This is a genomic window from Actinomadura rudentiformis (genome assembly GCF_008923185.1).
GTDB classification, from domain to species: domain Bacteria; phylum Actinomycetota; class Actinomycetes; order Streptosporangiales; family Streptosporangiaceae; genus Spirillospora; species Spirillospora rudentiformis.
In genome coordinates this window covers 441,105-455,822 of record NZ_WBMT01000004.1, presented here as the reverse complement: position 1 = coordinate 455,822, position 14,718 = coordinate 441,105, and the positions used below count along the sequence as shown (strand labels likewise).

The 14,718-nt window shown below is 66.9% G+C and carries 13 protein-coding genes; 7 read left to right on the top strand and 6 right to left on the bottom strand.

Annotated features, from left to right (window positions below; genetic code table 11):
• Positions 1-146: 146 nt before the first annotated feature.
• Entirely contained in the window at positions 147-335 is a 189-nt protein-coding gene (locus F8566_RS11445) for an IS3 family transposase (protein ID WP_449691460.1), read from the bottom strand.
• 372 nt (positions 336-707) lie between these two features.
• On the opposite strand from F8566_RS11445, the gene F8566_RS11440 reads away from it, so the two are divergent.
• A complete protein-coding gene (locus tag F8566_RS11440; protein ID WP_151560123.1) occupies positions 708-950 on the top strand; it encodes a hypothetical protein in 243 nt (80 codons plus the stop codon).
• Positions 951-1,105: 155 nt separating this feature from the next.
• Here the strand turns inward: F8566_RS11440 and F8566_RS11435 are convergent, their stop codons facing one another.
• On the bottom strand, positions 1,106-2,326 hold the full coding sequence (locus F8566_RS11435; RefSeq protein ID WP_192809635.1) for a beta-ketoacyl-[acyl-carrier-protein] synthase family protein: 1,221 nt from the start codon (positions 2,324-2,326) through the stop codon (positions 1,106-1,108).
• Positions 2,323-2,574 (bottom strand): acyl carrier protein, encoded by a 252-nt coding sequence (locus F8566_RS11430; protein WP_151560122.1) that lies wholly within the window; start codon positions 2,572-2,574, stop codon positions 2,323-2,325. The genes F8566_RS11435 and F8566_RS11430 overlap by 4 nt, the downstream gene beginning before the upstream one ends.
• 196 nt (positions 2,575-2,770) lie before the next feature.
• Here F8566_RS11430 and F8566_RS11425 point away from each other — a divergent pair, with 196 nt between their 5' ends.
• The 4 genes from F8566_RS11425 to F8566_RS11410 all read left to right on the top strand — a co-directional run bounded on the left by F8566_RS11425 (position 2,771) and on the right by F8566_RS11410 (position 6,547).
• Positions 2,771-4,168 carry a condensation domain-containing protein gene (locus F8566_RS11425; protein ID WP_151560121.1) on the top strand — a complete coding sequence of 466 codons (1,398 nt, stop codon included), beginning with the start codon at positions 2,771-2,773 and terminating at the stop codon, positions 4,166-4,168.
• 154 nt (positions 4,169-4,322) lie between these two features.
• Positions 4,323-5,006 carry an SMI1/KNR4 family protein gene (locus F8566_RS11420; RefSeq protein WP_151560120.1) on the top strand — a complete coding sequence of 228 codons (684 nt, stop codon included), beginning with the start codon at positions 4,323-4,325 and terminating at the stop codon, positions 5,004-5,006.
• Positions 5,007-5,210: 204 nt separating this feature from the next.
• Entirely contained in the window at positions 5,211-5,720 is a 510-nt protein-coding gene (locus tag F8566_RS11415) for a SigE family RNA polymerase sigma factor (RefSeq protein ID WP_151560119.1), read from the top strand.
• Positions 5,717-6,547, top strand: coding sequence for a hypothetical protein (locus tag F8566_RS11410; protein WP_151560118.1), 831 nt, complete (start codon positions 5,717-5,719; stop codon positions 6,545-6,547). Before F8566_RS11415 ends, F8566_RS11410 begins: the two co-directional genes overlap by 4 nt.
• Positions 6,548-7,689: 1,142 nt before the next feature.
• On the opposite strand, the gene F8566_RS11400 is transcribed toward F8566_RS11410, so the two are convergent.
• Positions 7,690-8,457 carry a bestrophin-like domain gene (locus F8566_RS11400; protein ID WP_151560116.1) on the bottom strand — a complete coding sequence of 256 codons (768 nt, stop codon included), beginning with the start codon at positions 8,455-8,457 and terminating at the stop codon, positions 7,690-7,692.
• Between the two features lie 1,083 nt (positions 8,458-9,540).
• On the opposite strand from F8566_RS11400, the gene F8566_RS52625 reads away from it, so the two are divergent.
• Positions 9,541-10,260, top strand: a complete 720-nt coding sequence (locus tag F8566_RS52625) for a C40 family peptidase (RefSeq protein WP_151560115.1) — start codon at positions 9,541-9,543, stop codon at positions 10,258-10,260.
• Positions 10,261-10,781: 521 nt separating this feature from the next.
• Here the strand turns inward: F8566_RS52625 and F8566_RS11390 are convergent.
• Together F8566_RS11390 and F8566_RS11385 are read right to left on the bottom strand one after the other, a co-directional pair.
• Positions 10,782-11,264, bottom strand: a complete 483-nt coding sequence (locus tag F8566_RS11390) for a hypothetical protein (RefSeq protein ID WP_151560114.1) — start codon at positions 11,262-11,264, stop codon at positions 10,782-10,784.
• A gap of 93 nt (positions 11,265-11,357) precedes the next feature.
• Entirely contained in the window at positions 11,358-12,881 is a 1,524-nt protein-coding gene (locus F8566_RS11385; protein WP_151560113.1) for an MFS transporter, read from the bottom strand.
• 103 nt (positions 12,882-12,984) lie between these two features.
• Between F8566_RS11385 and F8566_RS11380 the strand changes: the two genes are divergently transcribed.
• A complete protein-coding gene (locus tag F8566_RS11380) occupies positions 12,985-13,848 on the top strand; it encodes a helix-turn-helix transcriptional regulator (protein ID WP_151560112.1) in 864 nt (287 codons plus the stop codon).
• The last annotated feature ends 870 nt before the right edge of the window (positions 13,849-14,718 follow it).

Here is a 14,718-nt window from a genome sequence, read left to right as displayed (position 1 = left end):
ACCAACGTGACCGGCACGACCCGCGGATGGAAGGCCGCGTTGAACGCACTTTCGCTGCACTACGGCGACCGCATCACCCTGAACTAACAGCGATCACCACGCCACCCACAGATTTTCAGACAGTCCCGACACCATCGGTGTGATGGTCAGGCTGCGCGGGTGGCCTCGTAGTTGACGGGGCTGCGGTAGCCGAGGTTGCTGTGCAGCCGGTGCAAGTTGTACCAGTTCTTGATGTAATCGAAGATCGTGGTGCGGGCAGCGGCCCGGCTGGGCCAGACGGCAGCGTCGAGCAATTCCCGTTTGATGGTGGCGAAGGACTTCTTGTCGGGATACAAGGGATGCCGTGAGCTGGCCAGACGTGGACGGCCGTCTGGTCGGGGGACTGGCCTCCACTGCATTGTCGCAGCGGTGGCCGAGCGGTGGCGGAGCGCTTGGCTTCGCGACCAGCTAAGGCGTGTCTCGAAGCCAGCTGGCCCACTGCGCGAATTCGAGACACGAGCTGGCCGACGTGCAGTCACGCGAAGGTCGGTTGTCCCTGTCGCTGATCAGCTAGGAGACGACGGGGCTCCGGTCGGCATGCGTGCGTGCGGTGTCTGCCCCTCGATACTCCCCAGGCCGCAGGCAATGTGGCGTGGGTTTGGGTACGACTGGGGCTCCACCGGGCACACTTCTCTTTGGTACTGCTGCCGTGCCCTGGAACCTGCTCGATGGACAGTGACCTCTTCTTCGATGACTTCGCGGACATCATCAAGGCATATGCCGAACAGCTCCGCAGAGAGGGCCGTGTCGTTGCCCGTCTTCACACGCACGAGGAACGCGGCTTGTTCAAGCAGCTCGGAGACCGAGCTGCGCACCTGCTCGGCCGTCCCTACGCGGTGTTCGACACAGGCGACCTCACCTACGTCATCCTCATGGACTGGCGCTTCCATCCACCTGTCCCTCCTCCGTAGGTGAGAGGTCAGAGCCTCCTCACGCTCCATCGAGGCGGGACTTCACGGCTATCGGCGTGCTCTTTGCCGCGCTGCCACTGCAACGGCTACTGCGCTGGCAACTACAACTGCGCCGGCAACGGCAGCCGCAACTCCAACTGCGGCGGAGGGCTGCTTCAGTGGCGGGCGATGGCGAGTACGGCGTTCTGGCCGCCGAACGCTGCCGAGAGGCTCAGGGCCAGGTCGAACGAGTGTCGTTCGGGGAAGGTGGGGAGCTTGAGGTCCGCCGGCTCTGGGTCGGTGAGGTTGACGTTGGGAGGAACGACCTGCTCCCGCAGGGCCAGCGCCGTGAAGGCTGCCTCTATCGCTCCGGCCGCCCCGAGGAGGTGGCCGGTGACTCCCTTGGTGGAGCTGATCGGCGGACCGTGCGGCAGGTTCTTGGCCAGCAGCGCGGCTTCGAGGCGGTCGTTGACCGGGGTGGAGGTGCCGTGGGCGTTGACGTAGCCGATGTCTTCCGGGATCGCGTCCGCGTCGCGGAGGGCTGCGTTGATGGCGGCTTGCGTGCCCTGCCCGTCGGGGTGGGGACGGGTGACATGGTGGGCGTCCGAGCTGGCACCGAATCCCGTCACGAACGCATGAGGCGTGACACCCCGTGCCCGTGCGTCGGCTTCGCGTTCCAGCACGAGCACACCTGCGCCTTCCGCGCAGACGAAGCCGTCACGGCCCCTGTCGAACGGACGGGATGATCCGGCCGGATCGTGGTCTCGATGAGAGAGGGCACCCAGCCGCGCGAACCCCGCGATGATGGCCGGGGTGACGAGTGCCTCCGTGGCTCCCGTCAGGACGATGTCGTAGCGGTCCGCGGCCAGGAGGTCGCGGGCCACGCCGATGGCCGTGGTCCCGGAAGAGCAGGCTGTGGCGACGACCATGCCGGGTCCGGTGGCGCCGAGGAGGGTCGAGAGCTGGCCGGCGACCATGTTCGGAAGCATCTTGGGCAGGAGGAGCGGGGAGACATAACGGGCACCCTCCTTCTCGAGGATGGAGCATTGTTCCTCGACGGTCTCCATGCCACCGGCAGTGTTGCCGAGGACGACACCGACCCGGGCGCCGTCCCAGTCCGCTGGATCGAGTCCCGCGTCGGCCACCGCTTCCCGCGCCGCCACCAGGGCGAACTGGGTGAACCGATCCGTCCTCCGCGCCAGTACGGGGTCGAGGAAGGCCTCGCCGTCGAAGCCTGGGACCCGGCAGCTGAGTGCAGCGGGAATCTGCCAGAGCGACGGGTCGACCGCCGCCATGGTCTTGGTGCCGTTGCGGACGGTCTCCCAGCTGGCCTTGGTGCCGATCCCGGCGGGAGTGAGCAGGCCAACGCCGGTGATGGCGGCCCGGGAACGGCTCAAGGCGTGACTTCCTGCAGCTTCTGACGCCGTGCCGCGAGGAGATCGGAGAACTGCCCGACCGTCAGGGACGCGGTCCTGACGAGTTCCTCCTCGGTGAACGTGATCCCGAGGTGCTGCTCGACCAGCAGGCCGAGCTCGACCAGGGCGAGGGAGTCGATGCCCGCGTCCTCCAGCAGTGACTCCGGCATGACCATGCGCTCATCCAGCTTCAGGTTCTGAACGAGCAATGTCTTCAGCTCGGCGAACACGCCTTCCTCCGCGATTGTTTGAACTGCTGCGACAGGGCGAGAATCCCAATGCAGTCACTATGAGTGTCAGGATGATTGCGTATAGTTTCACAGGCTGATCGTGGCGACGCAACAACCACGATCACTCGGTCAGGCGCACGCGAAGGAACCTCGAGGAACGTGATCCCATGAAGGCCGTGCAGTGCGCCTGAGCTCGATGGACGACTTCACGCCCCGACCAGGCCGCCTCGTCGAGTGGACGGCCGGTGCGGACGCGGCGGCCATGGTGGCGGCCGCCTCACTGGACCCCTCGCCGCCCTCGTACTCCCAGAAGTTCCACATCGGCTGGCACCAGGCCAACATGGCAGGCGGAGTAAGGCCCTCCTCTTGGCTGACGGCCGTATTCGATCTGCCTGGACGTCTGGACGCCACGGCCATGGCGGCAGCACTGGAGAGCTGGGTACGCAGACATCCGACCCTGCTCACCTGGTTCCAGTTGGACGACGGGCGGCCGCAGCGATACGCCATCCGTCCTGCGGACTTCAGCCTCCGCCCGGCGGTCCTGGGCACCTTCGACGCCGGCGCCGACATCCGGGACCGCCTGCAGGAGCAGTTCGACTCGCGCATCGACCCCCTGACCTGGCCGCCCTTCGTCGTGGCGGGGATCGAACGAGCGGACTCGGCCACCATGTTGTTCGCCGTCGACCACACGCACACCGACGGCTATTCCTTGATCCAGATCTTCCGCGAGGTGCGCGATCTGTACGAGGCCGAGCTCGCCGGAACGAGCGCCGGCCTTCCTGAGGTCGGCAGCTACGTCGACTACTGCGCGTCGGAGGTGGCACGGGCCTCCGAGATCTCCAGCGACTCGTCCGCCGTGGGAACGTGGCTGAAGTTCGCGCAGGCGTGCGGCGGTACCCCTCCGGGCTTCCCTCTCGACCTGGGACTTCCACCGGGAGGGCGAGCCCCGGGCGTGTCGTACACGATGGAGTTGTTCGACGCAGCTGAGGCCGACGCGTTCAACGCCGCTTGCCTGCGTGCCGGCGCGAGGTTCTCCGGCGGCCTCCTCGCCACTCTCGGCATCGCGAACCAGCGGCTCGCCGGTGAGGACGACTACCGCGGGCTGATGACCCTCCACACCCGCACCGAACCCCGATGGCTGGTCGCCCAGGGGTGGTTCACCAATCTCGTCCCGGTGCAGTTCCCTGTCGCGGGACATCGTCGCTTCGGTGACCTCCTGCCGAAGGCTCAGCTGGCGATTCTCAGGGCCGCCAAGCTGAACGACATCCCGTTTCACTGGATCGCCCAGATACTCGCCGAGAAGATGAATCTGCTGAGCGACCCCCGTTCAGTGGTGCCGATGACCTCCTACATCGACCTCCGCCGCGCCCCCGCCTCGAAGGACTTCGAGGCGGCCCGCTTCCAGGTGATCGCCGGGCACAGCGAATTCGACGAGGTCTTCATTTGGATCAACCGGGACTGGCACCGCACCACCTTCACCGCCGTCCACCCCGATACGACAGTTGCCAGGCAGAACGTTCACCGCTACGCCGAGCTCGTACGATCCGTCCTGCGGGAAGTAGCCCACAACGGCGACGCCCCCTTGGCCCAATAGGCCGCCACACGCCAGCACCATGGAACGTCCGACCCGCCTGCGCGAGGTTTTGAGACCGCCAGATGGCCCTCGGATCCAGCGCCGCAGAACACAACTCTGGGCCTGGCCGGTCACTATGGTGGGTCTTGCCGCTCTCATCACGGATGGCCGATAGATGGACGCTGAACCGTTCAACCGCGCTTGGGGACGTTTCGCCGGGTGGCTTGCCGAACGTGCCCCTGACGACCATGCCGTGCTGCGTCCTCCGGCGAGTGAGGAACAGATCGCCGCTGTCGAGGAGGCGTACGGCGTTGTCCTGCATCCCGATTTGAAGGCGCTGCTACGGCTGCACGATGGCACGCAGTCCGGCAGTCATCCGTACGGCGATTTCTTGCCGTTGGGGCACCGGTTAAGCACCGTTCAGCGCATCGTCTGGACTCGGGACACGCTGGTGAGTCACTACGAATCCTCGCGCCCTTACTTCGATGCGGAAGAACCCGTCGAAGCCCACGCCGACCAATGGGTTCCGTTCGCCGAGCCCAACGACGGTGGGTTCGCGTTCGTCGACCACCGGCCCGGGCCGACCTACGGGCAGGTGTACGAGTTCGGGATGGGGTCGGGCGCTGTCGAGGCCAAACTGTGGGCGACCAGCCTGACCGCGTTCTTCGAGGCGCTGGCTACAGCCGTGGAGACCGGCACGCCTTTCCAGGGATATCGCCCCGCGTTCATCGAGTACGTGAGAGTTCCTGCACCCGGCCTCGATCACCTCGTCGGCCTACGCATCTTCGACTGGAGAATCGAGCCAGAGCGACCAGATCGCGACCCGAACTACATCCTCCACCCGGTCACCGGCTCTTGACAGCGGGTTCGTCTCGGCACGCCAGGTGGGTTGGCTGATGAACCACTTGATCTCTCTTGATGGAGGAAGGTCACCGCCGACGCGCGCTCCGCACCAGGAAGGTCGTCCGGCGTCCACCGGCCGGTGCGGAAATCTTGGCTGAGGCGGCATAGTGATGGGGCCTTTCTGCGTCTTTATGGGTGACGCCGGTGAGGGAGGCCCCCGTTGAGACGAGAGGCCCGCGAGAGTATTACCGCATTCATCGAGGCACGCTCCACGAGCCTGATCCGGACTGCCTACGCGCTTACCGGCGACCAGCATGCCGCCGAGGACCTGCTGCAGTCGGCGCTCACCAAGACCATCCTGCGCTGGCGCCATGTGCGCGATAACCCCGAAGCCTACGTTCGCCGGGCGATGTACAACGAGCAGGTCAGCCGCTGGCGGCGTGCGCGTGAGCAGACCACGGGGGATCCGCCTGAGATCGCCGTGCGTGATGAGAGCGGTGATGTTGATCTGCGGCTGTCGCTGGAAAGCGCGCTGTTGTGCCTGCCTCCACGCAAACGCGCCGTGCTCGTCCTGCGCTACCTGGAAGATCTTCCCGAGGTCGAGGTCGCCGAGATCCTCGGATGTTCGGTGGGCACCGTCCGCAGCCAGACGCACAAGGCGATCGCGCGGCTGCGTGAACTCGTGCCCGGCCTCACCGCCGACCTCGCGCCTATCGAGGAGCTGTCATGACGAACGACCTGGTCGAAGACGCCTTGAGTCAGCTGGCGAACCGGGCGCGGCCGGTGGACGACATGGCCGGGCGGGCGCTGCGCAGCGCGGCCCGCTGCCGGGTCCGCCGCCGGGTCACCGCAAGCACAGCGCTGGTGGTGGCGACCGCGGCGGCGATAGCGGTGCCGGTCATGGTGCTCCCGGCTGTGGACGGGGAGAAGGTGCAGGCGGGGCCGAGCGGAGTGCAGGGCGGTCTCGACAAGGTCTTGCCGCCGGACTCGGCCGTAAGCCGCGCCGCCGTACGGGCATGCATGAACGGCGACCCCACGTTCCCCGGGCTCACCGGTCCGCCGACCGAGGGACACCGGGCACGGGACTTCCGGCTCCTGGCCACCCATCCCGTGAAGGACGGGCGGCTGGTGTTCCTGGGCAGCTCCAAGGGCTACCGCACGTGCCTGATCGATAAGGACGGCAAGGCGTCCCCCGCCAACCGGCAGCGCCGCCAGATCGCACATCTGTGGGGCACCGGCCCCGGAAGGGACCCGTGGGCACCCGACGCATCAGTGGTTCCGCTGGACACCGGCGGCAACGTCACCGCCTACGGCCCGGGCGGGCACGTGAAGTCCTACGAATTCCACGCCGCAGGCCGGGTGACACCCGAGGCCACAAAGATCACGGTGCGCTTCGGCAAGGAGCCACCGATCACCGCCACGATCTCGGGCTCCTGGTTCCTCGCCGGCACTGTCAGCCCCGCCGGAACCAAGGCCCGCGCGATGCAACAGTCGATGGAGATCAAGGCCTACGACGCCAACGGCACAGTGATCTTCGAAACAACCCACCCGACCTAAAGCCGACTGCCGGAGCAAGCACGAACCACCGACGCCCCCGGTGCCGCCCCAGAACTGCCCTGGACGCCATCCACCCAGCGGCGTCCACCCCCGTGGCTGGCGACTCCAACACCGAGGCGCAAGCGACGCGACTCAGCTCCAGGTGAGGCCAGATCGGAGCGTCGCTGATCGTCTGGGACTTGTCCGTCGTCGATGTTCCTACGTCGGTGTTGGCCAGGGGACTGAAGGCTGAGACCGCGGCCGGTCGCGGCTGGTCGCTGGTCGCGGCTGGTCGCTGGTCGCGGCCGCCGCTGGTCGCGGCCGGTCGCGGGTGAGTCGGCGGGCCATCAGTGTGATCGCGGTCCAGGTCGATGGGCCGCGGTCTGCGGGCCGCGGGTCGCGAGGTTCGGATCGCAACCGGGACGGTGTGCGCCCCGCCAGCGCAGCGAAGCGGCCAGCGATCAACCCCCCGAAGTGCCAGCTCCAACCGTCCGCGCGGAGTGAAGTTTGGCGTTAGCGCGGACCACCAGGGACCTTCTGGTGCGGGTTGCTTGTTGCGGTGACACACCCGCCAGGAGGTTCTCCTGTTACAGATCATCGACCCGTGAGTCGCCGTCACCAACGTTCATGGCAGGACGTCTAGCGGGCGAAGGCCATGGCGCTCGCGGCGCTGATGGCGACTGCCAGGACCACGACGACCAGAGGTGCGGCCAGCGGTCTCCGGCGTTGGGGTGGCTCGGCTCGCTCACGTTTGAGGCGAGGTGGGGCGGGCTTCGCCTTGGGCGCCGGTCGCCGGGGAGTGGCGACCTTGACCGGCGGGGTCGGGATGGGGACCAAAGCTGCCGCCGGACGCGGAGGGCGCGGGGAAGGAGTTGGTTTCGGCGGCGGAGGTGGCGGAGGCGGAGGTGGCGGTGCAGGGACCTCGGCCGGTGGGGAAGGGGTGGGCTCCGGGGGAGGAGGCGGAGGGGGAGCGGCTGGGGGACGGCAGCAGCGGGTGCGGTTGACGCTGACGCAGACGTCGGAGTCCGCCTCCATCGAGACGGTGACCTCAATGTCCACGCAGACTGTGACTCCCGGCGGCTCCGGATCGACGATCATGGCGGAGGAGCCCAGTCCGGCGAACATGCTGGCACTGAGCGCCGCGACCAGGGTGACGGGCATGGTCAGCCGCTCCCGGGGATGCGGTGGAGTTCGTCCATGACAGCGGTGAAGGCGTCAGGCTTGACGGCCAGCGCGCCGGTGAACGCGCGTGAGATGTCGACGCAGAGATACATGCCGATGCCCAGCAGGGCGGCCATCAGAGCCAGCGGCAGGAGGCTCATGCCACGTGGACGTGCGCCGGCCAGGAACGGGAAGAGCAGGACGATCAGTCCGGTGAGCAATGTGACGATCAGCAGGCCCGGAGGCGGGCTGGTCTTGGCGTCCATGGCCCGCTGCCGCCGTGCGGAGGTGATGTCGGCGATGTCGTCCAGGACCGCGGCCTGGTCGTCCTTCGCGTCGCGGCCCTTGGCGGGGAACGCGGCGACCTCGCGGCGCAGCCGTTCCAGCCGGGTCCAGCCGTCCGGACTGAGTTTGCCGTCGGCCATCAGCCGCCACTCCTTGGTACGGACGAACTGGGCATAGTCGAGCAACTCGGTCCGGACGTGAGCGCTCTGGGCTGTGGGCAGTTCCGCGGCCGACCAGGCGCCCTCCACGATTGCCTGGCTCTCGGCGTAGGTGTTGACCCGGGCCGCGTCGGTGGTCGTCCACGGGACGACGATCGCAATGGCGAAGGCCAGCAGGAACAGCGCCGAAAGCATGGAACCGGTGTGTCCGGTGGTCGCTCCGCTGGGCAGCTCGTCGTCAGTGACGGAACGGAGCCGCCGGACCAGCAGAGCGGCGATGATCACCAAGCCGACGGCCGAGGCGGCGGCGATGAGATATACGGTCATGCCCAACTACTTATCGTAGTCTTGACGTGACCGTGGGCTATATTTTGGTATGGAGTTGCATTGTGAGGCCATGGGGATGGGTTATCGATCCTCCCGGGCGGCCAACCACATTTGTGAGCAGCGCCGTTGCGGGCTCAGCAGCGTGAGTGGCGCATCGGACGTCGCCGTGCCGATTCGACTCGGCTACGGATCACTTGGATGACCTGAATGGCCCTCCGTACATCCACGCCGATATTCGCCTTCGTCCACTCGATCTGCTAGGCGAGGTTTCGGCGCGTCTATGTCGAAAAAGTAGTACTTCGAGTACGTTGACGGATTGAAGCAATGATGTGGGTGTCGGTCGCTGAGGTGACTGCCATAGTCGTACCCGTTCAAGTAGGAATGGGACAAATCAGGGTCTTCTCCGACACTGCACCCTGCCGCACTGGCGAGTAGATCCAAGCCGACGAGGCCGCCGGACTCCTCCGACCTTCCTGCTCGCACGGCGAGGTTAAAGTGCGCCGAGTTTGCCGTACTCCCCGCAAAAGTAAATGGGCCCTTCTCTAAAGGTCGTCATATCGCAATCCATCAAGTGGAAGCGTGCCCGTCTGCGGTGGCCCGCCAGACGTCGGCGTGCCCAGGGGCGGCAGTCGGATCGGGCGGGTGCTCAGGCCTGCGATGGAGCCGGTGACCTGCCGTTCCATGACCGCTACGAGAGCAGTTGATCAAGGCTGCGCCGGCCCACCGCAGGCCCGCCAGAAGGGCAGTGAGTGCGGCCCTCATCACTTGCAGAACCGAGTCGGTGGTGGAGTGAAAACCGGCTCACTGGACGCTCGGTCGGCGTCTTATCTGTCGCGTCATAACACTCACGGCGCTGCGGATGGTGCTTCTGAACGCGAGGTAGAAGTGGCCCGGCATTGAGTGGTCCGCGCGTGACTCGGCCGCGGCGACCGTGATTTGGCCGCCTGCTATTCGGACAAAGCCGGACGGGTGGGGAAGCGGCCGGGCTTCTTGAACGAACTTTCTCGTGGATTTGGCGAGTGTGATTTGAAAGTCCTGGGTAAGGCATGCCATGTCGATCTTCACCGTTGGAGGTGAACGGAGATGTTCGTTTCGTCAACGGCCGCATGCTGTGCGGCGACAGTGGCGCTTTCACTGGCCCCAGCGGCCGCAGAAGCAGTCGAATATGTCCAGGCCGATAAAGAGCGGGTGCCGGCAGCCCGAGAGGCCAATGGCCCAGACAGGGACGCTCAGACATCCAGCCGGCGAAGCGCGGCACACGACCATAAGAGGTCCCACCGCACCCGCGCATGGGGTGGCTGGCAACACCGCCGTTCGCAGTTCGGCTGGCATCAGACGAACGCCCGGTTATTGACTTCCCTACAGCAGTCAGTACACCGGCGGCGGACGCGGATGGAAACGCAATGGCGACGCCGCGCCGACCGGGCGATCGAGTTCGCTCTTGCACAGAAAGGACGGCCGTATATCTGGGGCGGCACGGGCCCGCGGGGCTTTGACTGCTCCGGGCTCGTTCAGCAGGCTTGGCGGCGCGCCGGAGTGTCGATCCCGCGAGTGGCCGCGGACCAGTACAGGAGGGTCCGGCATCGTGTCAGCCGGCACCGGCTCATGCCCGGTGACCTTGTGTTCTTCAACCGGCTCGGGCACGTGGGCATGTACCTGGGCGCTTCGAGATTCATCCACGCGCCACGGCCGGGACGGCGCGTAAGCGTCGACAGGTTGAGGGGCTACTACCGCGAGCGCTATGTCGGAGCCGTCCGCCCCGGCTGGCGGCCCTTGCCGGCAGTCCCGTCAAAACTTCGCTGATCTGACCGTCCGCAGTGGTACCACGTCCGACGTCCGCTGCGCATCGGACAACCCATGCGCAGCGGACGCCGGTCAATCTATGCGTGGCATATTCCAGTCCACCTGTGTGTAGCGGCCGCCGGTCAACTTGTACGTGACGCTGGCCGACTCGAGAGTGATGCCGGTCGACCTTCGGCGTGGCGGACGCTGGTCGCCCTGTGGGTGGCGCATGCCGGTTGACTTGTGGCGGGGTGGACGTCGGTCATCTCGTGCGTGGCTGATGCCGGTCGTTCTGTGTGCGGCGTATGCCGGTCAACCTGTGCGCGTATGCCGGCCGCTCTATGCCGTAGCGGATGCCGGCCGACTTGTGGCGCGGTGGACACCGGTCAACCTGGGTGTGGCGGACACCGGTCAATCTGTGACCGGCGTATGTCGTTAGGCCTGTGCCTGGCGGGGATGCCGGTCGACCCTGTGGCGCCGCGTACGTCGGTGGGCCTGTGCGTGGCGCGTATGCCGGTCGGCTGTTGCGTGGCGGATGCTGGTCAACTTGCTACGTGGTCGGGTGAGGACGGCCCGGGCCAGTCGCCGTTTGCCGGTGGGCTGATGTCGACGACCTTGATCTGCCGGTCGAAGTCCTCTTCTAGGAAGATGGCCAGTTGGGCGGCGACGTCGGTTTCGGCGGGGCCGATGGCCATGGCGATGAGCAGGGTGTCGGTCTTCTCGGCGGGATCCATGACGAACGCGACGTCGACCTCTCGGCGCTCAATCTGGGAACGCGCGGTCGCCTCGTCCTTGACCGCGACGGCCTGCACGGGGGTGCCGTGCAGGCCGTTGAGCATGGCGAGAATCCGATCCCGCGCCTGCTCGGGGGCGACGACGGCGGTGCGGATCCCATGCGAGGACGGGGCGCGGAGAGCCCCGATGGACGACGCGCAGAAGGCCAGCTGGAGCAGCAGGACTGCGGCAACGAGCGCTCCGACGGCAGACGTCACCGCGGCGCGGAAGTCCAAGGACGACGAACTCAAGCCCGACTCTGAGTCCTCAGCGGCGTTACGGCATGAGCCCGAGTCACTACCCATAGTGATGATCCTATGGGGGAGAGAGTGCCCTGGCGTGAGTCATCCAACGCGCTCTTCCGCTCGGCCCACTTGCGGCATGGGCGTGGCGTCAGGGTCGTACGCGCCGAACTCAGATCTGGGCAGCCAGCGCAGGGCGAGGATGCCGAGAGCTGCGTGGAGCAGGCCGGCCACGGCTGCGACTGTGTGCAGGCCGGTGATGAAGGCTGCTCTCGCCTCCGCGACCACTGCGGGCGCGAGGTCAGGCAGTTGAAGTGTCTCGTCCAAGGTGGGGGCGAGGTCAGGTCCCTGGATACGGAAGATCAGCGCCGCGAGCGAACCGAGAAGCGCGATCCCGAGGGCGTTGCCGAGTTCGTTGCTGGTCTCAGCGATCGCGCCCGCCGAGCCCGCTCGTTCCGTGGGCACTGCCGCGACGGCCGTGTCGGCGACGAGGCTGAACGAGATTCCGTACCCGACGCCGGCGACCGCAGTCGAGGCGATGTACCAGCCGATCCCGCCGGTGACGCCGGTGGGGAGCAAGAGCAGCAGACCAGCCGCGATGGAGAAATGGCAGACGATGAGCGCCGTCCTTTTGCCGATGCGGCCGACCACTGCCGGAGTGATGATGCAGGTGGTGGTGAGGACCGCCGCCCCAGGGAGCGCCAGGAACGCCGCGTACAAGACGGTCGTGCCGAGGATGGACTGCAGGTAGATGCCCGCCAGATACGCGGTCGCCGACCACGCGGCCAACGGCAGCAGACCGGTGATGATCGCAATCGTGAAGACGCGGTCCCGAAACAGAGAGAACTCGATCAGCGGGTGCTCGAGGCGCCGCTGTCGCCGCGCGAACCAGACCAGGAGGCAGCTCCCGGCGACCGCCGTCGCGACCGGGACGATCGACAGGCCTTCGGCGGCAGCGTGCTTGATTCCGTAGATGGCGAGCAGCAGGCCGCCGGCCGAGAGGACGACACTTGGCACGTCGACGCCACCTGGCCGGGTGGCGCGCACATCACGGAGAAGGACCGGGGCGAGCAGCAGGAACAGCCCGATCACGGGAATGTTGACCAGGAAGACCGAGCCCCACCACAGCCGTTCCAGCAGCGCGCCGCCCACGACCGGGCCGATCGCGAAGCCCGCTGCGAACCCGGCTGCGAAGATGCCGATGGCCTGCGCCCGGCGTCGCGGGTCGGGGAACAGTTCGCTCAACACCGCCAGCGCCGATGGCAGAAGAGTGGCGCCGGCCACTCCCATGAGCCCCCGGAAGGCGATGAGCAACTCGGCGTTCGGCGCGAACGCCGCACCGGCGGATCCGATGCCGAACACCGTCGCGCCGATCATGAGCAGCTTCAGGCGACCGTAGCGGTCACCGATGTTGCCGAACGCGATCAGCAGGGAACCGACCGCGAAGCCGTAGATGTCCAGGATCCACAGGGCCTGATCGGCCGTCGGGCTGACCGCCTGGCTGATCCGGGGCATCGCCAGGAACAGGATCGACCCGTCCATGGAAACGAGAAGGACCGGGCCGAGGACCACCACGAGCCCGAGCCAGGCCCGCAGGCTTGGGGATTGTGCACGCTGTTGGGACATGTTCACGACGGTGCAGCACCACGCGCTGGGCAACCATGCCCTTGTCGTGGGTACACCCAGCAGGTGCAGGCACTCCTCTGGCCGGGCGATCTAGGCTCGACTCGTGGAGAGTCTTGGAGCGTTCCTGAAGAGCCGCCGTGATCGAATCACACCGGCTGACATCGGCCTGCGCACGTACGGAACGTCCCGCCGCGTCCCAGGCCTACGGCGTGAGGAGCTCGCGCAGCTCGCCGGCGTGAGTGCCGGGTACTACACCCGGCTGGAGCAGGGGCAGGCCGAGACCGCTTCGGAGCAGGTCCTGGACGCGCTGGCCCGGGCGCTCCAGCTTGACCAGGTCGAGACCGTTCATCTTCACAATCTCGCTCGGCAGTCCGCCATGCCCAGCCTGTCCGAACCGAGCCAGGAAGAGCCTCACCCACGAGTTCTCGCGCTCCTGACGTCCCTCGGTGAGTCAACGCCGGCGCGCGTGCTCGGCCGACGCGGAGACGTTCTCGCCTGGAACCGCACCGGACACGCACTCGCCGCCGAACACGTCGCGTTCGACGCGCCACGAGACCCGGCACGCCGCCCGTCCATCCCGCGGATGTTCTTCCTGGATCCCCTCATCCGCGAGCTGTACCGCAACTGGCATGAACTTGCCCAGATCCACGTCGCCCACCTGCGGCTCACCGCCGGCCGATATCCCACGGACGCGCGCCTGGCCGAACTGATCGGCGAACTCACGATGCGCAGCGACGACTTCGCGAAACTATGGGCCACCGGTGACGTCGCCGATTGCACCGTTGGGACCATGCACGTACAACACCCCACCGTCGGAGCCGTCAGCGTCGACTACCAGGTGTGGCTCCAGCCCGACAGCCCCGACCACCGGCTTGAGATCTTCACCCCGAACGACGCGAGCTCCGCCGACGCGCTGCGCATCCTGACGCAGCAAGTCAGCGAGCAACGTTCTTCAGTACGGCACTGAGCTGCAGGAACGTCCGGCGCCACCGCGACCTGGTCGCCCGCCCGCTCCTCACCTGGCCGCCCGCCCCTCACCTGGCCGCCCGCCCCTCACCTGGCCGCCCGCCCCTCACCTGGCCGCCCGCCCCTCACCTGGCCGCCCGCCCCTCACCTGGCCAGCCCCCGCGACCTGGTCGCCCCCCCCGCGACCTGGCCGACCCCCACTCGGCCCTCGCCCCATCAACGCATCGCAGCCCGATGAGGATTCACCAACCCCACACCACTCACTTCAGCCAAGGCATTCCGCAATGCGTACGGCCTCTCACCACGCCAATTTCGCCAGCAATGCGCTACCGCGAACACAAACTAGGAAGGGGTAGCTCGCCTCCTGGGAACGGTTGGGCTCGGTGTTCGTGTCTGGGCCGTTTGATCGGGGGCTGGCTTCCACCGTGGTTGTAGGCGGTGGAGGAGATTCTGGGCGAGTCGGCCCTGCCTGCCGCTGAGCCTGTGCCGGTGAGTGAGGACGACGGCGGAAAGCGGGAAGCCGAGCCGGAGGTCGAACAGCCGGTGGAGGTGGTCGGCTGGGAGCCCGGCAGTCGCCAAAGGTATGGCTGGCGATTGACGGGTAGGGGACCCCAGCAGTGCAGATGCCATCGATACGGAGGGGGAGAGATGGCAGAGTCCAGCCGCGCAATGCAGGGCAGACGGCACGTGAGGACGCTGAACGCGCATGAGGAGTGGTCCGTTCGACGGACGCTTGGGCGAGGTGAGCGCTGACCATGGCTGATGACAAGGTTTTTCGCCCGGGGGAGAAGGTCGAGCGGAGCGCGATCTACGAATGCGATTCCGGCTGTGGCCACCGTTGGATTGGCGACGTCAAGGGCGATCCGTTTCC